The following is a 20,746-nucleotide window of genomic DNA, read 5'->3' on the forward strand; positions in this document are numbered from 1 at the left end:
GGATGCGCAGAGGAACAACCTCAAATACGATCGGCATCTCCTCACTGGCTGGAGAGACGGTTGCGGACAGGCGATTATCTGACGGATATCATGCGATCGCTGGGCTTTCTCAGCCGCATCCCCGTGCACGATGTCTTCTTTGCAGATGAACACCGCTCAATGGCGGAGTCGTCACGCGTCTTCCCGTTGGCTGGCATTCTCATCGCCATCCCGTCCGCCTGCGTAGCAGCAATTCTCGTCGCAAATGACGCAGACCCGGTTCTGTCGGCAGTCATCGTACTGACCATCGCAACTCTGATCACCGGCGCGCTGCATGAAGATGGCCTTGCCGATACGGCAGACGGTTTCGGCGGTGGGAGTTCGAAAGAACGCGCGCTGGAGATCATGAAGGATAGTCGTATCGGCACCTACGGCGCCATCGCCCTCATCCTCTCCTTCTTGCTGAGGGTGGCAGCCCTTGCCGCGCTGATGAGAGACCTATCTGCATTGGGCATTGCCATCAGTCTCATTGCCGTTGCCTGTCTCAGCCGGGGTGCCATGGTCTGGCATTGGCAAGCGCTTGCACCTGCTCGGCCAAGCGGCGTTGCGGCATCGGCGGGGCAGCCAGGGGCGACAGAGCGAACGCGCGCACTTGGCTACGGATTCGGTGTCGCGGGCGTGATCGCCATGAATTATTATACGCCGTTTCCCTTCATCCTTGCCCTCGCAGCGCCTCTGGCGGCCACGTATCTCTTTAATCGCTACTGTAACCGCAAAATTCAGGGGCATACCGGTGACACCATCGGTGCAACCCAGCAGATCACGGAGATCGTGATGCTTTCTGCACTTGCCCTGATCGTTTGATGTGAAGATATAACCCAATGGAAACGCCTTGCATAAACGTCTGCTCGCTCGATCCCGATGATGGCCTTTGCGTGGGCTGTTATCGCACGATTGACGAGATCATGGGTTGGTCAGGTTATGGGGATGCAAGACGCAGTGCCATCATGATCGAGTTGCCGAACCGCATCTCGAGCCGCGACGCTCAAAACACCGGGGAGACCGAGACCGTATGAACAGGCTGACCTTTGTTTTTCTGATCCTGGGCATCGGTCTTGCTCTGCTCATCTTCAATCATGATAGCGGCCGTACATTCGGTATCGCCAACGACGATTTTGCCCATGCGCTCTATCTGGCGCCAATCGCGGCCCTTCTATCGGTCGGCATCTTGCAGGGCAATCGGGGTGGCTTCGGCACAGCCATCCGGCAAATGGCGATCTGGCTTGTGATCATTCTCGGCCTCGTCGTACTCTATCTCTACCGCTACGATTTCCAGCGTGTTGGAGAAAGGGTGCTGGCCGGGCTTATTCCCGGCCGCGCCGTTGTCGTCACCACGCAAGGTGGTGGGCAAGAGGTCATCATCAACAAATCCATGAACGGCCATTTCGAAACCGACGCGCGGGTCAACGACACCAGCATCCACATGCTTGTCGATACCGGTGCAAGTTCGGTGGTCCTGTCGAGCGAAGACGCACAAGCAGTTGGCATCAACGTTGAAAGTCTGGATTATTCCGTCTCGGTCATGACGGCCAATGGCCGCACATCCGCCGCTCCCGTCAGCTTGCGACAACTCGCCATCGGCCCGATTGTCAGGCGCAACGTGGAAGGCCTCGTTGCCCAGGAAGGCCAGCTCGACCAGAGCCTGCTGGGCATGACGTTCCTGTCCACGCTTGGCTCGCTTCAAATGCAGACGGACGAACTGAGACTGCGCGATCAATGACGCCGGGCTGCCTTCAACTTTAGAACTCGAAAATCTGGCGGAACACACCGGGTGCGATCAGCGATAGCGGATTGATCACCAGACGCGGCGTGTCTGTCTGCCCGGTCAGCTTGAAGGTGATGCCGAGCAGGCCGCGGTCCTGGCCGTTGCCAAGGAAGATGCCGATGAAGGGCAACTCACCAAACAGCCGGTTGAGACCATAGGCCGGCATGAAGGTGCCGGTCATATCCATATTGCCGTTTTGGTCTTTGACGATGCCCTGGAACGTCGCGCCGATCTGCTCGCCACGAACAACTCCGTTTTCCAGCGCAAGCGTGCCGTTGACATAGACAACCCGCGCAAATCCGCGTTGGAATTTCTCCGAGCTGACATCGATGTTGCGCCGAACGGCGGTGTTGAGGCTGCGTCCATCCTGCCCTGTCGGTGTGGCGACGATATCCTGAAGCTTGGCCTCGTTGACGACGGCAAAATTGCGCATGTCGAGAGACCCACTCCAGTCGTTTCCGTTGGCCGTCGTCAGTGCAAGGTTCAGCAGGCCACCACGAAGGCGCGAATAAAGGTTGGCGAACCGCACGAATGATCCGGCATCGCTGGTCGTCACGTTGATCGTCCCGCCGTCGCCGCGGTTGATGGTCTGCGCTACGAGGGCCTGCCCACGGCTGGTAACGCCCTTGAGATCGATGGTTCGCAGCTTGCCGTTGCGCAGATTGACATCGGCATCGACGTTGCTCATCACCTCGTCGTTGAAGCCATAGACCTTGTCGATCTGTGCCTTGATCGAGAAAGAGCCGAAATCGCCATCACCGGAGCCTGATCCGCTACCCCCACCGCCACCGCCACTTGGCGCAGGGTTTCGAAGCTTGGCGATGAGCGGCTTCAAATCGATGGATTTGCCATTGGCACTGATGGTGTAGTTCTTGCGTGAAGAGGACACAGCCACTGCGAAATTATCCTGCGGTGATAGTTGGAAGCGCGAGAAATTCGCGGAGATCAACCCGCTCTTGTCAAAGGAGAGCTCGCCGTTGGCGCCGAAACCGTCGCCCTTCAAGGAGAAATCGCTGATGTTGGTGCGGCCATCCACCACTTCGACCGCAAGGGATGCCGTCGCCGGAATACCCGGACCCTTTGTCCAGCCTAGACCGGGCAGAACAAGTGAGGCATTGGACAGATCAAGTTTCACGCTCTGACGCTTCGGGTCGCTACCGTTGATTTCCAGCAGCGCCGTGCCGCTAATAACCTTTCGCAGCTCCGGTGCGAGTTTAGCGATCTGCGCCGATTCGAGCGTGGCTTTGAGCATCAGTTGGCGGGCAATCGTGCTGGACTTTCCGACCGGCTGAACAAGATCGATATCCATTGCCACATCGTCGATCCGCCCCTTCCCCTTCAAATGCAGGGCCTGCTGGTCGATCGTCAGCGGCCCGTTGACACCCGTCACGGTGCGACCGGCAAAGGGGCGTGTCAGCGCTACATCTTCGAGATCGAGGTGCGCAGACCATACTGGCGGTGGTGGGTTCTGGCTGTTCAGCAGACCCACTGTCAGTTTGACATTGGCTTTCACCTGCCCGGCAAAGTCTCCGGGTTTGAACTCGGAATCCTTCAAGGCATTGATCGGCCGGAACGTCGCCATCTCGGCTACGGCATCCGCAGCACCGGAGAGGTTGAGATCAAGATCGGCCATCAACGGCTTCTCATAGACCGACTGTATCTTGAACGTGCTGTTTTCGAGCGTCACCGTTCGGTTGGAGGGAGAGAACGACATCGCCCTGATGATATCGACATCAATCGTTTCGCCCTTCAGCTCGAAATGGGCGGAGGCATCGCGCAAAGGGGGAATATCGCCTGCGACACTGAGACGGGTATTTTCCACATCGAACTTGATCTGCAACTCGTCGCCGGAAAGCTCCATCGGACAACCGGGGCCACACATCTTTCCCTGGGGTATGAACACGGAGATCGAGCCATTGCGAACGGTGCCGCCATACAGGTTCGAAATGACCCAGGGTCGGGCCTTTCGCGCCATCCAGAACGGCCACAGCTGCTTCACAGCCGTTGCTTCCATCTGCGCAATCTGACCGCCGAAACTGATTTCGGGCGAACCGACCCCGAACGTCACCTTCAACGAGCCGGCCATATCGCCGAGCGGGCTTTTGACATAGAGCCCAGGAAAATCCAGGCGGCGCGTCGTTTTGTTGAAGGTGCCATCCGCCGTCAGATCGAATGGTACGGGTGGCTCACCGCCCGCCTCGGCCACGGCCTGGGCACCTTCCAGTTTCAGTGAGAGATCGAAACCTTCAGAATTATCCTTGATGTTTGCACGAAGCGGTAAAACGGATTGGCCGAAGGTGAAACCAGAATTTTCCAGAGCAATGACATTGCTGTCGAAATCGTAGTGCGCATTGATGCTGCCACCCGTCACGGGTTGCGCGTCGCCTCCAATATACAACTTTCCATCGCCAATGCCTGCCGACACCGACAGTGCGGGCTTCGCGTCAGCGCGCTCACGGCTGCCGAGAATGTTGAGGCCAGCTTTTACGTTGAGGCCCTGATGCATCAATCCTTCAGGATCGTGCAGCTCCACAAGAGGTCCAATATCGAATCCATCGAGCCTGGCGCTGAAATTGTCGATGCCGCCATTGGCACCTTTCGCTGCCAGCGCAAGCGTGGCAACCTCACCGTTGAACGCGACACTGCCGTCCAGCGCATAACCACCTTCACCGTCTGGCACCAGAGAAAGCTCCTGCAGCACGATGGTGCGTGCACCACCGTCCTGTTTCGGTGGAAGAAGGATCGAAATATCCGACAGATCGATCTCGTCCGTGCCGCTGCTTTTGAACGTCTGGGCAAAGGTATCCAGCGCCTTGAAAGCCATGTTCAGATAGTCAGGCACCGCATCGACACGCAGTTTCGCCATGTCGATGCCCTGCCCTTTCGGCAACAAGGCTGTGTCGAGTTCCATGCCGGTCGCTTCGATGCTTTGAACAGAGACGCGCCCTGTCAGAAGAGCCAGAGGATCGAGCGCCATACCGATCGCACGGGCGCGGCTCATGTGCTGGCCGGTCGCCTGCTCGATGATATCGACATCCTGCGCCACCAGTGCGAGCTGGAAGCCCGATGCAAACCGAACCGATGTGGAGCCGATACGCGCTTCGTAACGTGAGCCCAGCGCATGCTCCAGCGCCTGCTTGGCCTGCGTCGAGAGCGCATTGTCGACGGAGCCCGTCTCGATGGATAAAATGATGCCACCGATGGAGATGAAGGCCAGAATGAACAGCGCTGCGAAAACTTTCAGGAGCGATCGCATCATGGAACGCGGCGCCGGACAATGAACGATGATGGGATCTTCAATCTGGGCAGAGGGCATCGCATGCAGCGGCTGGATGTCGCGCTTGTTGAAACTTACCTTCTCGCCACGAATTTCCGCCATTCGCCGTGCCTGCTCCCGGAATTGCCACGGCCCTGAAATCACCATCAAGACCTGTTCGGAGTGACGGCTCAACCAATCACACCGTCTGACTCGCCACAAGACTGGACGAAGCGCTTATTCGGTATATATCGAATAATGGCCCATTTACTCAACAATCCGGCGAAAGAAAGGTCACCCATGACAGATTTGAAAATTGGCGATAATGCACCGGATTTTACCCTCCCCAGAAACGGCAGTGGAGACATCGCGCTCTCGAGCCTCAAAGGCAAAGCCGTGGTGCTCTACTTCTACCCCAAGGACGACACGTCGGGCTGCACAGCGCAGGCTATCGACTTCAGCGCTATGGGCGGCGAATTCGAGGCTGCCAATGCCGTTGTGATCGGAATCTCGCCTGATTCGGTCAAAAGCCACGACAAATTTGCCGCGAAACACTCCCTGTCGGTGATGCTGGCGTCCGACGAGGAGCGCAAGGTTCTGGAAGCCTATGGCGTCTGGAAGGAAAAAAGCATGTATGGCAAGAAATATATGGGTGTTGAGCGCACGACCTACCTCGTGTCACCAGACGGCAAGATCGCCCAGATCTGGAACAAGGTGAAAGTTCCGGGTCACGCCAGGGCCGTGCTCGACACCATCAAAGCGTCCTAGGGTTTGCTCGACGCGGCAACGTCAAAACTTCGTTAACCTTAACAAATTACTATCCAGCCGAACGACAATCGGCTGGAGGATGGATTTTGACGGGAGCGGGTAAAAACCTGGCATTTGGCAAAAAACGCCAGCAGCACGTCTTGATTCTCGCAAGTGGCGACACACTGCGCCACTTCACCATCCGGCCATGGCTCGCGGCCACCGGCCTTTGTCTCGCTGGCCTTTTGAGTGTCGGCTATATCGGCGCAACGGCCTATCTCATCTTGCGCGACGATCTGGTCGGGGCCACCATCGCCCGCCAGTCCCGCATGCAGACCGAATATGAGGCCCGCATCTCCGCCCTGCGTGCGCAGGTCGACCGCGTCACCTCCAAGCAGATGCTCGACCAGCAGGCCGTGGAGCGCAAGGTCGAAAAGCTGCTGGCACAGCAAAAGGACCTCACCTCCCGTCATGGCCGCATGAGCGAGCTTCTGGAGCGCGCCGAAAAATCGGGCGTATCCGACACGCTTGATCAGGCAGCACCGGTCAACGCCTATTCACCAGACAAAAGAGCCGGCCTCTCCGGCGCCTCGAAGGCAATCGACGCCGTCCTGTCGTCGCCCTCGACCAGCCTGAAGGGTAGTATCGGCTACGCCTCCAAAAGCGAAAAACTGTCAGATCGCAGCCTGTCGATGATGATCGCCTCGCTCAGCAAGGTCGAGAACGAACAACTGACGCGAATCGCCTCGCTGACGACAGGCGCCGAGACCAAGGCGGACGCCATGGCCGACATCATCCGCCGAACCGGCATCAAGATCGAAGATTCGGCCTCCCAGAATATTGGGGGCCCCTTCGTGGAGCCGATGACATCAAGCGCTGCCACGTTTGAAGAACAGCTCGGCAACCTCGATACGGCACTCAACCGGCTGGAGACCGTGCGCGGTGCCGCCGTGTCGCTGCCCTTCGGAAACCCCGCCCCCGGACGTGAAATTTCCAGCCGTTTCGGAAACCGCATGGACCCGTTTCTGGGTCGTCTGGCATTGCATGCCGGTATCGATTTTGTCGCTGAAACCGGCGCTGACGTGCACACGACAGGTGCCGGAACAGTAGTGAGCGCTGGATTTTCGGGCGGTTACGGCAATATGGTCGAAGTCGATCACGGCAAGGGCATCACCACACGCTACGGTCACCTGTCGCAAATTCTCGTCAAGGAAGGCGACAAGCTCGCGCTCGGCGAAGTCATTGGCAAGGCCGGCAGCACGGGTCGCTCGACCGGCCCGCATGTCCATTACGAAGTGCGCCTGAATGACAATCCGGTCGATCCCGCCCGTTTTCTGGTTGCCGGAACCGAACTGAAAACCTATCTTCAATAGAACAGTCGGCGCGATGCCGTCGTGGTTATTGATGACAATACAATTGCCGGCCCCACTGCAAACAGTGCGGCAACCTGTCTTATTTTGGGATAAATCCCTGTTTCCTTGACTTTCTGGCTAATTCGGCCTATTTCGCCGCTACAGTCTGCGGCGTCGCCGTTATGACAGCTAAGTGTTCTTTTCGAACCAACACGGAAACAGTTTTTCCTTTGACAACATTCTCTGATCTTGGCCTGAGCCAAAAAGTTCTTTCTGCTATCGAAAGTGCCGGCTACACGATACCGACACCTATTCAAGAAGGCGCGATTCCGCCAGCGTTGGAACGACGCGACATTTGCGGCATCGCACAGACGGGTACGGGCAAGACCGCATCCTTCGTGCTGCCGATGCTGACCCTTCTGGAGAAAGGCCGTGCGCGCGCAAGAATGCCGCGAACCCTCATCCTTGAGCCGACACGCGAACTCGCCGCACAGGTGGCCGAGAACTTCGAAAAATACGGCAAGAACCATAAGCTCAACGTGGCCCTTCTCATCGGCGGCGTGTCCTTCGATGAGCAGGACCGCAAGCTGGAGCGCGGCGCAGACGTTCTGATCTGCACCCCAGGCCGCCTGCTCGATCATTGCGAACGCGGCAAGCTTCTGATGACCGGTGTCGAAATCCTCGTGATCGATGAAGCGGACCGCATGCTGGACATGGGGTTCATTCCCGATATCGAACGCATCGCAAAGATGATTCCTTTCACCCGTCAGACGCTGTTCTTCTCGGCCACCATGCCGCCGGAAATCCAGAAACTGGCCGACCGCTTCCTGCAGAACCCGGTTCGCATCGAAGTCGCAAAGCCATCGTCCACGGCAAAAACCGTCACGCAGCGCATCGTCGCCACGCATGACAAGGATTACGAGAAGCGCGCCATTCTGCGCGACCTCATCAATGCCCAGACGGACCTGAAGAACGCCATCATTTTCTGCAACCGTAAAAAGGACGTCGCCGACCTGTTCCGCTCGCTGGAACGTCACGGCTTCTCGGTCGGCGCTCTGCATGGCGATATGGACCAGAACTCGCGCACGAAAATGCTCGCGGGTTTCAAGGATAACCAGATTACCCTGCTCGTCGCTTCCGACGTCGCGGCTCGTGGCCTCGATATCCCTGATGTCAGCCACGTCTTCAACTTCGATGTTCCGATCCACGCGGAAGACTATGTCCACCGCATCGGTCGTACGGGTCGCGCAGGCCGCTCCGGCGCTGCGTTCACGCTCGTCAACCGCCGCGACACGAAGTATCTCGACGCCATCGAAAAGCTCATCAACGAGAAGATCGAATGGTTGAATGGTGACCTGACCGCCTTGCCGGAACCGATGGAAAGCTTCGCCTCGGAGCGTCCGCGCCGCGGCAAGGAAAAAGATCGTGAACGCGGTCGTGGCCGTGACAGAAACCGTCGCGATGCCGCTCCCCAGGTTCAGGCTGCAGCACCGCAGCCGGACATCGAAGAAAAGATCATTCAGCCAGCTGCCATCGTAGAGATCGCAGCCAATGGAGGCGACAAGTTGAAGGCAGAACGCAAGCACGAAAGAGCACCGCGCAATTTCGAGCGTAACCACAATTCTTCGCCACCTGCCAACGATGACAATCGCCGCCGGCACTACCGCGATCACGATGACGGCCCGACACCGGTCGGTTTCGGCGACGACATTCCTGCTTTCATGCTGATCGTCGCGACCGCAAAAGCCTGACCATGAAGCCCGGCATCGATTTCCCAGGTGTCGGCGCCGGCCTCGTCATCGAACGCGATGGCAAGGTGCTTCTCTACAAGCGCGTGAAGCCGCCTGAGGCAGGGCATTGGAGCATTGTGGGCGGCAAGGTCGACCACATGGAAACCGCACACATCGCTGCAAAACGCGAGGCCGAGGAAGAAACCGGCCTGACGATCGGTGACGTGCGCTTCCTTTGCGCCAGCGAGCAGATCATTCCCGCGGACGGACAACACTGGTTGTCGCTTATCTATCTGGCCGACGATATCCAGGGTGAACCCAGCCTGACCGAACCCGACAAGTTGTCGGATATGGGGTGGTTCGGGATGGACGATCTTCCTCAGCCCCTCTCCCTTTTTGCCCGCGATGCCTTCCGGCATCTACGCGATCGCAAGGCGTGAACCGGACTGAAGAGCCTATAGTGCTGAAAATACGCGAAAACTTCTGCTGGATGGACGTTTAAAAGGCATTGCCTCTTTTGCAAACCGTCCGGTGTCGATAAACATCGCATGACAGCTAGAGGAAAATCCCCGCGCCATGCATTTTATTCGCCTGCTCACCATTGCGGCCAGCCTCTCTCTGGCAGGTACAGCGAGTGCCGCGACAATCGGTGTCGTCGCGCCGCAGAGCGGACCTTACGAGATGCTCGGCCTGCAAATTCGCCAGGGCGTTAAAATTGCAGCGGCGAAAGTTGGCCTCGATGTCATGGAAATTCACGAAAGCTGCGAAGAGGGAAGCGGCGGGGCCATTGCCGACGGGTTGGTGGCTGCCAAGGTCAGTATCGTCGTCGGCTTCCTGTGCACTGAAACCCTGCCGGACGCGTTGCCAACGCTGAAAAACGCGGCCATTCCCGCGATGACCCTGTCCAGCCGCGCCTCAGGCCTGATGGAAGACACGCTCAAGAGCGGCTGGCCGCTGTTTCGTCTGGCACCATCCGAAAACGATGAATCGGAGGCCGTAATCGCCGCTATATTGCGCGATTGGAAGGGGCACTCCTTCGGTTTGATCGATGACGGCACCATCTACAGCCGCGAACTGGTGGATAAAATCCGCGCCAAGCTGGAAGAATCTGGTCTCAAGCCGACATTCACCGACACGATGCGTCCCGCGCAGGAGCAGCAGGTCGCATTGGTGCGGCGGCTGGCCCGCACCGGTATCACCCACGTCTTCATCGGCGCCGAGCGGAATGATGTCGCCATCATTGCGCGCGATGCCGCAGCGGAAAATGCTCCGCTGACCATTCTCTCGGGCGATACGATGCGGGCGGCCAACATCCCGGTCCCCATGCCCACAGGCGTGCTCGCCGTTACATTGCCGGATGTCTCAACGCTGCCATCGGCTGCCGATGCTGTGAGCGCGTTGCGCGCCGCCAATGTGGAGCCGGAGGGGTACACCCTGCCCGCCTTTGCCGTGACCCAGATCGCGGCAAAACTGGTCGAGCTCACACAGTCGGAAGGCAAGCCAGCCCCCACGCTTCTGGTTGGCACCACATTCGAGACCGTAATCGGTCCCATCGTTTTCAACGATCGCCATGAGCTGCAGACCAACCCTTACCGCCTCCAACAGTGGAACGGAACGGCTTTCGTACCTGTGGAACGTGCCGAGCGTTCAGCGCAATTGCCTCAGCCGTGATTGTTGATGCGACGTATCGGTGCTAAATGCGCACAATAAGGGATCGGTGACGAAGGACACTTTCCAAACTCCGTCAGCGTCTCACATGTTTATTCTAGGAGCTTTGCAGATGCCTCTTCCCGTGCGGATTGCCCCCTCCATCCTCGCCGCCAATTTCGCAAAACTTGGACAGGAAGTGGCCGATGTAACGGCAGCCGGTGCCGACTGGATTCATCTCGACATCATGGACGGTCACTTCGTTCCGAACATCTCGTTCGGGCCGGATGTCATCAAGGCGCTGCGTCCGTACAGTCAGGCGTTCTTCGATTGCCATCTGATGATTGCGCCCGCCGACCCCTATCTCGAAGCCTTCGCCAAGGCCGGCTGTGATGGCATCACGGTTCACGCCGAGGCAGGTCCGCATTTGCACCGTTCGTTGCAAACCATCCGCTCGCTCGGCAAGAAGGTCGGTGTGACGCTCAATCCCGCCACACCTCTATCGGTTCTGGAAAACGTGCTGGATGATGTCGATCTCATTCTCATCATGAGCGTCAACCCCGGCTTCGGCGGCCAGAAATTCATTCCCGCCATGCTGGACAAGATCCGCGCCGCCAAGTCACTGATCGGCAACAGGCCAATCGAACTGGAAGTCGATGGCGGCATTACCATAGCGACAGCCGGAAGTGTCATTGCCGCCGGTGCCAACGTACTGGTTGCGGGTTCTGCGATCTTCAAAGGTGACGGCGTGGATGATTACCGCACCATGGTCAGCGCCGTGCGCGCATCCGCCGAACAGGGTCGCAGCTAAGCGGCTCATCCCTCCATACATCTGCCCCTCGCCACATCGTTCCTTGCCCTCGAATGCGTTGAGATTGCCGGAACACTTTGCTAAAGGGGCAGACATGTTCCTTCCTGAGAGAAAGTCATTGCCATGATCCCTCGTTATTCCCGGCCGGAAATGGTCGCAATCTGGTCGCCGGAAACCAAGTTCCGGATCTGGTTCGAAATCGAGGCACATGCGTGTGATGCACTTGCAGACATCTGCGTCATCCCCAAGGAAGCCGCAAAGACCATTTGGGAAAAGGGCGGCGCTGCCGTGTTCGACGTTGCGCGGATCGATGAGATCGAGGCCGTCACAAAGCATGACGTCATCGCCTTCCTGACGCACTTGGCCGAATTCGTTGGCCCCGACAGCCGTTTCATCCACCAGGGCATGACATCGTCCGACGTTCTCGACACGACGCTCAATATCCAGTTGGTGCGCGCTGCCGATCTTTTGATTGCGGATATGGACCGCGTTCTGAACGCGCTGAAGACCCGCGCCTTCGAACATAAGGACACCGTCCGCATCGGTCGCAGCCACGGCATCCATGCCGAGCCGACGACGATGGGCCTGACCTTTGCCCGCTTCTATGCCGAGATGGACCGCAACCGCGCCCGCCTCGTCGCAGCCCGGGCTGAAATCGCAACCGGTGCCATCTCCGGCGCTGTCGGTACCTTCGCCAATATCGACCCATCGGTCGAAGAGCATGTCTGCAAGGCGCTTGGCCTCACTCCAGAGCCCGTCTCCACACAGGTGATTCCACGGGACCGCCACGCCATGTTCTTCGCAACGCTTGGCGTTATCGCATCATCCATCGAAAACGTAGCCATCGAAATCCGCCACATGCAGCGCACCGAGGTTTTGGAAGCCGAAGAGTTCTTCTCTCCGGGCCAGAAGGGCTCGTCCGCCATGCCGCACAAGCGCAACCCGGTGCTGACCGAGAACCTGACGGGCCTTGCTCGTCTCGTGCGCATGTCGGTGGTGCCCGCAATGGAAAACGTTGCCCTGTGGCACGAGCGCGATATCAGCCACTCCTCCGTCGAGCGCGCCATCGGCCCCGACACGACGATCACGCTGGATTTCGCACTGAACCGTCTGGCGGGCGTTGTCGAAAAGCTGGTGATTTACCCGGACAACATGCTCAAGAACATGAACAAGTTCCGTGGTCTCGTTCACTCACAGCGCGTTCTTCTGGCACTGACGCAAGCCGGTGTCTCTCGTGAAGACAGCTATCGTCTAGTCCAGCGCAACGCCATGCGCGTTTGGGAAGAAGGCAAGGACTTTCTGGAAGAGCTGCTCGCCGACGAAGAAGTGCGCGCCGCGCTGCCTGAAGACAAAATCCGCGAGAAGTTCGATCTGGGCTATCACACCAAGCACGTCGACACGATTTTCAATCGCGTCTTCGGCAAGGCATGAGGTCGAAAGACTTTCCTCCCTTCTCCGTCATCCTCGGGCTTGTCCCGAGGATGACGGAGAGAGGATTTACCGAAACGACACAAACCACCACCTTGATTGAAACCACGATGACACCGAGATATGCGGCATGAAAGCATCCGAAGCAGATATCCTCATCGTTCCCGGCTACACCAATTCCGGTCCAGAACACTGGCAAAGCCGCTGGCAGGAGAAACTCTCCACGGCACGCCGCGTGGAGCAGGCAGAATGGTCCAAGCCGGTCAGGGAGGATTGGGTGGCCAAGCTGGTCGCGGAGGTGAATGCCTGCACCAAGCCCGTGGTGCTGGTGGCGCATTCGCTCGGTGTGCCAACCGTTATGCATGCCCTGCCCCAAATCAAAGACAAGATTGCCGGTGCGATGTTCGTTGCCCCGCCTGATGTTGCAAACCCGGATATCCGCCCCAAGCACCTGATGACGTTTGGGCCCTATCCGCGCGATCCCCTGCCCTTTCCCACAATCACCATTGCCAGCCAGAACGACCCATTCGGCACCTACGAGCATGCGGGCGATATTGCCAATGCCTGGGGCTCGACATTGATCGATGCGGGCATGTCAGGCCACATCAATGCCGAATCGGGTCACGGCCCCTGGCCAGAGGGCACGATGGTGTTCGCGCAGTTTCTCAGCAAGCTGAAACCGCCTGCCGCATTTCACGACTGACTTTGTTGAATGGTCGCGCAAAACCGCGATTATCACTTGTAACACAGAATTTTCCACACCTCCCTTTTAACCACGGCTTAAGTCTGCAACAATAACCTGTAAAATAGGCAGCGCGCGTTCACGTGCGTTTTAATCGTTTTAACGATGGCAGGATCGTGTGAACCCAGATCTCTTGCTGAAAGATATACTCGACGCCCTGCCTGTTCCCTCCATCCAGATTTGGCCCGGCGGTGACATCGCCTACCTGCCGCCTAACGCCCCCTCTCTGCCCCATTGCAGTAACCCTGCGCATCTTCTGGATTTCATCCACGCAGATGACAGAGTGCGCGTGGCAGAAGCGCTCCATTCTCTTGCAGGTCGATCACCTGTAACGTTGGAGGCGCAACTTGTGGGCATACCGTCTGCCCCCCGATATGCGCTCCTGTCTTTCTCCTTTTTCCAGGCAGGCGACCTTAAAACCGTGCTTGTCCAGTTTACCGATGTCACGCCTCAGAGGTTGCGCGAACAGGAGATAGCGCAGCGCGAAAGCCGCTGGAATAGCGCACTGGTCAGTTCGCTATCGGGCGTCTGGGACCAGAACTTCGTCACCGGCGAGATGTACGGCTCGGAAACATGGCGCGCTATTCGGGGCATGACGGCAGAGGATGAGATCGAGACGGATTTCGAGCGCTGGGTCGACTTGGTCCACCCCGATGATCGCGAACACACATTGCACTGCATCGAGAGGCAGAACGCAGGCGACCCGGCCTATACAGCATTCCAGTATCGCGAGCGGCACAAGGATGGCCACTGGGTATGGATCGAATGTCGCGGGGCCTGTATCGAGCGTGACGAATACGGCAAGGCCGTGCGGATCGTGGGCACGGATACCGACGTGTCGGAACGCAAGGCGACGGAAAGCGAGATGGAGCGCATATCGCGCCATCTGAAAGTCGCGCTCGAGGCCTCGCAGGTCGGCGTTTTCGAGGTCGATTTTGAGGCTGGTGAGACGATCTGGGACGACCGCATGTGTGAGATATACGAGGTTGACCCCGCCACGCCCGTGAAAATCGGCGGCTTGTGGGAAACCCGTGTTCACCCCGATGATTTGGCACGCGTCGACACCAACGTGTCAAACAAGATCAAGGAGCTTCAGCCCTTCTCGGAAGAGTATCGGATCGTCAGGGCGGATGGCTCGCTCCGCTATGTGCGTGCGCGTTCGCTTCCTTTCATCGATGAGGATGGCCGCAAGAAGATGATCGGTGTGAACTGGGATGTGACAGCGGATGTGCAACTGCGCAATGACCTGGAACGCGCCCGCATGCTGGCAGAAGCGCGCGCCTGCGAACTGGAGGCGGCCAAGCTGAGCATCGAGCACAATGCGATGCACGATTATCTGACCGATTTGCCAAACCGCCGCTATCTCGACACCATTCTGGAACGCCGAACCCAGGCAGCCGATAGAACCGGCCCTGGCATCGCCGTCCTGCATATCGGGCTCGACCGTTTCAAGCAGATCAATGACACGCTGGGCCACCGCGCCGGCGATGGGATGCTCAGGCACGTCGCGGACATGCTGCGCAAAAACTTGAAGACCAACGAGTTCATAGCCCGCATCGGCGGCGACGAATTCGTGCTTCTGTCACCCTTCAATGGCAACACCCGCAAGATTGCGTCCATCGCAGACAGACTGGTGAAGGAACTGCGAAAGCCTGTCCTGTATGATGGGCAGGAGTGCCGCTTCGGTGCCAGCATCGGCATCGCCTGCGGCATGGACCCGAATTTCGATTACAAGCAGCTTCTGCTCAATGCGGATATGGCCTTGTACAATGCGAAAAAAAGCGGACGCAATCGCTATGAGTTCTTCTCGTCCGATACGCAGGACTGGCTGATCAACACAAAACGGGTCTCAGACGAAATTCTGATGGCACTGGAGCGAGACGAGTTCGTTCCCTACTACCAGTTCCAGTTCGATACCCATACGCTGGACATCTCCGGTGTCGAAACGCTGGCACGCTGGAACCACCCGGTAGAGGGGATCCTTTCCCCGGACAAATTCCTGGATATTGCAGAAGACCTCGACGTGGTCTCCACCATCGATGGCGTCATTCTGGAAAAGGCGATCATCGACTTCAAACGTTGGCGTTCGACTGGTCTGCCCATACCAAAGGTGTCGGTCAACGTCTCGGCACGGCGCCTGCATGATCCGCTGCTGACCAAAACACTGGATGGGCTCAAGATGGAGCCGGGCACATTGTCCTTCGAGTTGCTGGAATCGATCTTTCTGGACGAGAGCAACGAGATCGCCCTTTCGAACCTGCAGAAGCTGCGGACGCTTGGCATCGATATCGAAATCGATGACTTCGGTACTGGCCACGCCTCGATCATCAGCCTGTTGAAGGTCAACCCCACCACGCTCAAGGTTGACCGTGAGCTCGTGAAGCTTGCGTCCCAATCCATCGAGCAGCGAAAGCTTCTGGGCTCCATCATCGATATCGGTCACTCTCTCGGCATCAAGGTCATCGCCGAAGGGGTGGAGACCGCAGACCATATTCGCATCCTTCAACACCTGAACTGCGATTCGCTTCAGGGATACGCCCTGTGTCGCCCGCTTCCGGCAGATGAGGTCCGCACCTTTGTCACAAACGAGGGCTGGAGAACCGCACCCTTCGCCATTCAGCGATCGTCACGGGCCATGGAACACGCAGCGGCACTGCCCAAATGAAGACCGCATGTGGACAACACAGCTATGGCCAAAGTTGGCCACGCGAAGAAGGCAATCGAATACCCGCTGACTGCGTTGCGAACACCTGTCATCTGCCATGCATATTTTGTACATTTTCAGCATCGGCATAAATTTGGCCGTGTTTTACTGCTTGTTATTGTCGCACACTCTGCCCAAATCGTTTTTGGCAGAAATAAACCTGTTGAAAAGGCCCAACGGCGGGACGACAGTCTCGTAGAAGCAGCAGGCTAGGGCCACAATCGAAGCGAACGCAGCCCCTGCCTCATTGTCGAATGGCTTCTTTTCCGTTATGGGACCGCTTCAATACACGAAACGAACGCCGCCCATCCGGCGCCAACCAAGAGATTTGTTAATATGAACCGTCGCCGCCGTATTTACGAAGGCAAGGCCAAGATCCTTTACGAAGGTCCAGAGCCAGGAACTCTCATCCAGTTCTTCAAGGACGACGCAACCGCCTTCAACAAGAAAAAGCACGAGGTCATCGACGGCAAGGGTGTTCTGAACAATCGTATTTCGGAATATCTTTTCACGCACCTCAACAAGATCGGCATTCCCACGCACTTCATCCGCCGCCTCAACATGCGCGAGCAGTTGATCAAGGAAGTGGAGATGATCCCGCTCGAGATCGTCGTGCGAAATGTTGCCGCCGGCTCTCTTTCCAAACGGTTGGGTATCGATGAAGGCGTGGTTCTGCCGCGCTCCATCATCGAGTTCTATTACAAGTCCGACGCGCTCGAAGACCCGATGGTCTCCGAAGAGCACATCACCGCATTCGGCTGGGCAAACCCGGCGGAGCTTGATGACATCATGGCGCTTGCCATTCGCGTCAACGACTTCCTGTCCGGTCTTTTCCTCGGCGTCGGCATTCAGCTCGTCGATTTCAAGATCGAATGCGGCCGCCTTTACGAAGGCGATATGATGCGCATCATTCTGGCCGACGAGATTTCCCCAGATAGCTGCCGTCTGTGGGATATCGAGACGCAGGAAAAAATGGACAAGGACCGTTTTCGCCGCGATATGGGTGGGCTTCTGGAAGCCTATTCGGAAGTCGCGCGCCGTCTCGGCATCATCAACGAAAATGAACCGATCCGCGGCACGGGCCCGGTTCTGGTCAAGTGAATTCAGGAGAGTATCAGGTGATCAAGGCACGGGTGACTGTTACGCTGAAAAACGGCGTTCTCGATCCGCAGGGTAAGGCAATCGAAGGCGCTCTCGGTAGCCTCGGTTTCGATGGTGTTGGTCATGTTCGTCAGGGCAAGGTCTTCGATCTTGAACTGAACGTGGCCGATCGGGCGAAAGCCGAGGCCGACCTGAAAGCGATGTGCGAAAAGCTCCTCGCCAACACGGTGATTGAAAACTACTCTATCGCTATTCTCTGACGCTCAGGAGCCGTCCCATGAAATCCGCAGTCGTCCAGCTTCCGGGCCTCAATCGTGACCGTGACATGATCGCGGCTTTGACACGGATTTCCGGCAAGGCACCTGTCACCATCTGGCAGACGGAAACCGACATTCCCGATGTCGACCTCATCGTCATTCCCGGTGGCTTCTCCTATGGCGATTACCTGCGCTGCGGCGCCATCGCCGCACGGATGCCCGTCATGCAGGCTATCAGGGAAAAGGCTGACAAAGGCGTCAAGGTTCTCGGCGTCTGCAACGGCTTCCAGATCCTGGTCGAAGCAGGTATGCTGCCCGGCGCATTGATGCGCAATTCTTCGCTCAAATTCGTCTGTCGTGAAGTGAAGCTGGAAGTCGTCAACAGCGACACCGAATTCACCCGCGCCTACGACAAGGGCCAGATCATTCGCTCTCCGGTCGCCCATCATGATGGCAATTACTTCGTGGAACCGGAACAGCTCAAGTCTTTGGAAGACAAGGGTCAGGTCGTGTTCCGCTACGCCGATGGCACCAACCCCAACGGCTCGCTCAACGATATCGCCGGCATCATCAATGCCCAAGGCAACGTGCTCGGCATGATGCCGCACCCGGAAAATCTTATCGAAGCCGCCCATGGCGGTAATGACGGGCGCGGCATTTTTGCTTCCGCCCTTGGCGTCATCGCAGCGTAAATATTAACAAAGCCGGGTTACACCGGCTTTGTTGTATTTCACTTACATGGATTGAAGCGATGAACCGCCTGCCCCTTCGTAGCGCATTGAACATTGCAGGCCTTGGCCTGGTGGCTCTCTCTGTCGCTGCTTGCCAGTCCGACAGAAAACCGGCCACCTCCGCATCCACATCGCAAGCAGCACTCCCGGTCATGGAGCGCGTCGCACTGGGTGCCAATGCCTGCTGGTTCAAGTCAGGCGACCCGGCGTTCAAGGCCTACCGCCTCGCGCCTGAGCTCAATTCCTTCTCCGGCCGCCCCCGCATTCTGCTGGTGCCGCGCAACAGCCCGGAATCGCGCCCCATGCTCGTCGTGCAGGCGGAAGGTAACCCTGCCAAGATCGACGCTTTCGGCCCTGCCATGAACGAACCGCATTCGGCCCGCATCTCCACCGACGTCAAGCGTTGGGCGAACGGCGGCAAGGGCTGCTCGTAAACAGAAAACCCGCCCGCGCCGGTTGGGACTGGCGCATGGCGGGCTCTGCCGACAATGGTGTGCAGCGCCAGGGGGAATTTGGCGATGCTTGCGGCAGAAAAGTAGGCGGGTTCAACGTGGCGGTGTGAGCCAGGACGAAAACAACGCTTTTTGAGCCTCCCTCAACGCCTGCTCACGTGTTACGCCAATGTCATGCAATTGCTCGTTCGCCAATTCCCGAAGCGCCAGTCTGCCCGACCGTTTGCTCTGCCAGGAGCCAATCACCGCGATCAATCGCCCAAACACGCCCTGCGCAACGACAGCCGATTTCGGATCGACCATATCGCCACTATCGCGAAACATCCGTTCGCGCTGGTACCCATCCGGATACATTGTATCTATTGCCTGATTGTATTGATCCATCTTGAGCATATTGTACCTCTCAACGCAAACGCGCCTTCATTCATCCGTTTCACTACAGATACAATTGACATAATAATGAATACAATGCATATATTGTCACCATGACAAATTGGACACCAGACCTCTCCAACGGCACAGGCCCGCTTTACATCAAGCTCGCAGATAGCATCGAAGCTGCGATCTCCGACGGGACCTTGCCCGCTGGCGCAAAGCTGCCGCCCCAGAGAAATCTCGCCTTTGATCTGGGCGTGACGATCGGCACCATCAGCCGCGCCTACGCACTCATCCATGAGCGTGGCCTTGTCAGTGGTGAGGTGGGGCGAGGCACCTATGTGAACACGAGCATCACGCCAAGCCCTACGGCCAAACTGGAACGCGCAGTCGCCTCCTTCGGCGGCACGCGGCCAACCTCGGACACGCCCAATCGATATCGCCTGAACACGACAGCCGCACCCGATGTCGGACAGAACGTGCTGATCGATCGCCATATTTCGAATATCGTTCAGGAATGCTCCTTCCAGATCACCGATTATGCGAGAGCGTTTCCGCAGGAATGGTCGCAGGCCGGGGTTCGCTGGCTGTCACAGGGAGATTGGTCGCCGACGGCAGACAACATCGTGCCGACACTTGGCGCGCATGCGGCCATCATGGGCGTCATCACCGCCATGACCTCGCCCGGAGACCGCATTGTTTTCGAGGCGGCGACCTATTCCCAGATTGCAAGGGCCGCCATTTTGGCCGGTCGCCGTGCATCCGTCGTGGACAGTGACGAGGAGGGTATCATTCCCGAAGACTTCGAGCGGGTCTGTGCGCAACAGCACCCGAAAATGGTCTTTCTCATGCCAACGGGCCAGAACCCGACCTGCGCCATTCTGCCCGCCGAGCGTCGCCGCGCCGTTGCCGATATCGCCCGCCGTTACAATGTCTGGATCATCGAAGACAATCTCTACGGCGCCTTGGTCACTGATCAGCCGCCAATGATCGCACAGTTCGCGCCGGATCTCACCTTCGTCGTCGGCGGTCTGTCGAAATCGGTTTCGGCCGGCGTGCGCGGCGGCTGGGTTGCCTGCCCGTCAAATTTCGCGTCGCGCATTCGCATTTCCCACGCCATGATGACGGGCGGCCTCCCGTTCCTGTTGGCGGAACTTTGCGCACGCCTCGTCAATAGCGGCGATGCACACGACATTCTCAAAGACTGCACCGCCGAAATCAACGCGCGTGAGCAGATCGCCCGACGTAGTTTCTCCGACTTCGAGTTCAACTCCCTGCCGGATATTCCCTTTCTTTGGCTCAAGCTGCCGGAGCCATGGTTGTCTGGCACCTTCCGCAGCGCCGCGATGAAGGAAGGCATCCTTATCGATGACGAGGATGAGTTCAAAGCTGGACGTTCGGAAAAAGTCTTTCATCGCGTCCGCATCAGCTTTTCGGCACCCAGAACCCGGCGCGAGCTGACTGACGCTTTCGATATTCTGCGTCAACTGCTGGACAACGGCTCCGCAGGCTACGAAGGCGTAGCCTGAGACGGCAGCCGTCAACGAAAATAGGGGTGAACTCAGCTTTTGCGATGACCTCAGGGCATTTTCCTGTCGCACCTTGCCGC

The 20,746-nt window shown here is 57.9% G+C and carries 20 protein-coding genes; 18 read left to right on the forward strand and 2 right to left on the reverse strand.

Annotated features, from left to right (window positions below):
- Window positions 1-60 precede the first annotated feature (60 nt).
- Genes GGQ73_RS18935 through GGQ73_RS18945 form a run of 3 tightly spaced genes read left to right on the forward strand, consistent with a single transcriptional unit; the run spans window position 61 to window position 1,759 of the window.
- The gene (locus tag GGQ73_RS18935) at window positions 61-843 is read left to right on the forward strand and encodes an adenosylcobinamide-GDP ribazoletransferase (protein WP_183897432.1); all 783 of its coding nucleotides are present in this window, start codon (window positions 61-63) and stop codon (window positions 841-843) included.
- A gap of 17 nt (window positions 844-860) precedes the next feature.
- The gene (locus tag GGQ73_RS18940; RefSeq protein ID WP_183897433.1) at window positions 861-1,055 is read left to right on the forward strand and encodes a DUF1289 domain-containing protein; all 195 of its coding nucleotides are present in this window, start codon (window positions 861-863) and stop codon (window positions 1,053-1,055) included.
- Window positions 1,052-1,759, forward strand: a complete 708-nt coding sequence (locus tag GGQ73_RS18945) for a TIGR02281 family clan AA aspartic protease (RefSeq protein ID WP_183897434.1) — start codon at window positions 1,052-1,054, stop codon at window positions 1,757-1,759. The genes GGQ73_RS18940 and GGQ73_RS18945 overlap by 4 nt, the downstream gene beginning before the upstream one ends.
- Before the next feature lie 19 nt (window positions 1,760-1,778).
- On the opposite strand, the gene GGQ73_RS18950 is transcribed toward GGQ73_RS18945, so the two are convergent.
- The gene (locus GGQ73_RS18950; RefSeq protein WP_183897435.1) at window positions 1,779-5,183 is read right to left on the reverse strand and encodes a YhdP family protein; all 3,405 of its coding nucleotides are present in this window, start codon (window positions 5,181-5,183) and stop codon (window positions 1,779-1,781) included.
- A gap of 177 nt (window positions 5,184-5,360) precedes the next feature.
- Here GGQ73_RS18950 and bcp point away from each other — a divergent pair, with 177 nt between their 5' ends.
- The 14 genes from bcp to GGQ73_RS19020 all read left to right on the forward strand — a co-directional run bounded on the left by bcp (window position 5,361) and on the right by GGQ73_RS19020 (window position 18,744).
- Entirely contained in the window at window positions 5,361-5,828 is a 468-nt protein-coding gene (gene bcp / locus GGQ73_RS18955; RefSeq protein ID WP_183897436.1) for a thioredoxin-dependent thiol peroxidase, read from the forward strand.
- An 86-nt stretch (window positions 5,829-5,914) separates the two neighbouring features.
- A complete protein-coding gene (locus GGQ73_RS18960; protein ID WP_234911028.1) occupies window positions 5,915-7,180 on the forward strand; it encodes a M23 family metallopeptidase in 1,266 nt (421 codons plus the stop codon).
- A gap of 209 nt (window positions 7,181-7,389) precedes the next feature.
- Window positions 7,390-8,910 (forward strand): DEAD/DEAH box helicase, encoded by a 1,521-nt coding sequence (locus GGQ73_RS18965; RefSeq protein ID WP_183897437.1) that lies wholly within the window; start codon window positions 7,390-7,392, stop codon window positions 8,908-8,910.
- 2 nt (window positions 8,911-8,912) lie between these two features.
- Window positions 8,913-9,329, forward strand: coding sequence for an NUDIX domain-containing protein (locus GGQ73_RS18970; protein ID WP_183897438.1), 417 nt, complete (start codon window positions 8,913-8,915; stop codon window positions 9,327-9,329).
- Between the two features lie 136 nt (window positions 9,330-9,465).
- On the forward strand, window positions 9,466-10,560 hold the full coding sequence (locus tag GGQ73_RS18975; protein ID WP_183897439.1) for a branched-chain amino acid ABC transporter substrate-binding protein: 1,095 nt from the start codon (window positions 9,466-9,468) through the stop codon (window positions 10,558-10,560).
- Window positions 10,561-10,669: 109 nt separating this feature from the next.
- Window positions 10,670-11,347, forward strand: coding sequence for a ribulose-phosphate 3-epimerase (rpe, locus tag GGQ73_RS18980; RefSeq protein WP_183897440.1), 678 nt, complete (start codon window positions 10,670-10,672; stop codon window positions 11,345-11,347).
- Window positions 11,348-11,470: 123 nt separating this feature from the next.
- Window positions 11,471-12,778, forward strand: coding sequence for an adenylosuccinate lyase (gene purB, locus GGQ73_RS18985; protein WP_183897441.1), 1,308 nt, complete (start codon window positions 11,471-11,473; stop codon window positions 12,776-12,778).
- 127 nt (window positions 12,779-12,905) lie between these two features.
- A complete protein-coding gene (locus GGQ73_RS18990) occupies window positions 12,906-13,478 on the forward strand; it encodes an RBBP9/YdeN family alpha/beta hydrolase (RefSeq protein ID WP_183897442.1) in 573 nt (190 codons plus the stop codon).
- A gap of 157 nt (window positions 13,479-13,635) precedes the next feature.
- Window positions 13,636-16,182 (forward strand): sensor domain-containing protein, encoded by a 2,547-nt coding sequence (locus GGQ73_RS18995; RefSeq protein WP_252094041.1) that lies wholly within the window; start codon window positions 13,636-13,638, stop codon window positions 16,180-16,182.
- Window positions 16,183-16,206: 24 nt separating this feature from the next.
- Window positions 16,207-16,434, forward strand: coding sequence for a hypothetical protein (locus tag GGQ73_RS19000; protein WP_183897443.1), 228 nt, complete (start codon window positions 16,207-16,209; stop codon window positions 16,432-16,434).
- 123 nt (window positions 16,435-16,557) lie between these two features.
- The gene (gene purC / locus GGQ73_RS19005) at window positions 16,558-17,322 is read left to right on the forward strand and encodes a phosphoribosylaminoimidazolesuccinocarboxamide synthase (RefSeq protein ID WP_045230303.1); all 765 of its coding nucleotides are present in this window, start codon (window positions 16,558-16,560) and stop codon (window positions 17,320-17,322) included.
- 17 nt (window positions 17,323-17,339) lie between these two features.
- Window positions 17,340-17,582: a phosphoribosylformylglycinamidine synthase subunit PurS gene (gene purS / locus GGQ73_RS19010; RefSeq protein WP_174153070.1), complete on the forward strand. Its 243-nt coding sequence runs from the start codon at window positions 17,340-17,342 to the stop codon at window positions 17,580-17,582.
- Window positions 17,583-17,599: 17 nt separating this feature from the next.
- Complete coding sequence (gene purQ / locus GGQ73_RS19015) at window positions 17,600-18,271, forward strand: phosphoribosylformylglycinamidine synthase subunit PurQ (protein WP_183897444.1); 672 nt, start codon at window positions 17,600-17,602, stop codon at window positions 18,269-18,271.
- A gap of 59 nt (window positions 18,272-18,330) precedes the next feature.
- A complete protein-coding gene (locus GGQ73_RS19020) occupies window positions 18,331-18,744 on the forward strand; it encodes a hypothetical protein (RefSeq protein WP_174153068.1) in 414 nt (137 codons plus the stop codon).
- A 111-nt stretch (window positions 18,745-18,855) separates the two neighbouring features.
- On the opposite strand, the gene GGQ73_RS19025 is transcribed toward GGQ73_RS19020, so the two are convergent.
- On the reverse strand, window positions 18,856-19,155 hold the full coding sequence (locus GGQ73_RS19025; protein WP_174153067.1) for a DUF1127 domain-containing protein: 300 nt from the start codon (window positions 19,153-19,155) through the stop codon (window positions 18,856-18,858).
- A 92-nt stretch (window positions 19,156-19,247) separates the two neighbouring features.
- Here GGQ73_RS19025 and GGQ73_RS19030 point away from each other — a divergent pair, with 92 nt between their 5' ends.
- Window positions 19,248-20,666: an aminotransferase-like domain-containing protein gene (locus tag GGQ73_RS19030; protein ID WP_183897445.1), complete on the forward strand. Its 1,419-nt coding sequence runs from the start codon at window positions 19,248-19,250 to the stop codon at window positions 20,664-20,666.
- The last annotated feature ends 80 nt before the right edge of the window (window positions 20,667-20,746 follow it).

Origin of the sequence: Rhizobium skierniewicense (assembly GCF_014196515.1) — a bacterium.
Classification (GTDB): Bacteria; Pseudomonadota; Alphaproteobacteria; order Rhizobiales; family Rhizobiaceae; genus Agrobacterium; species Agrobacterium skierniewicense.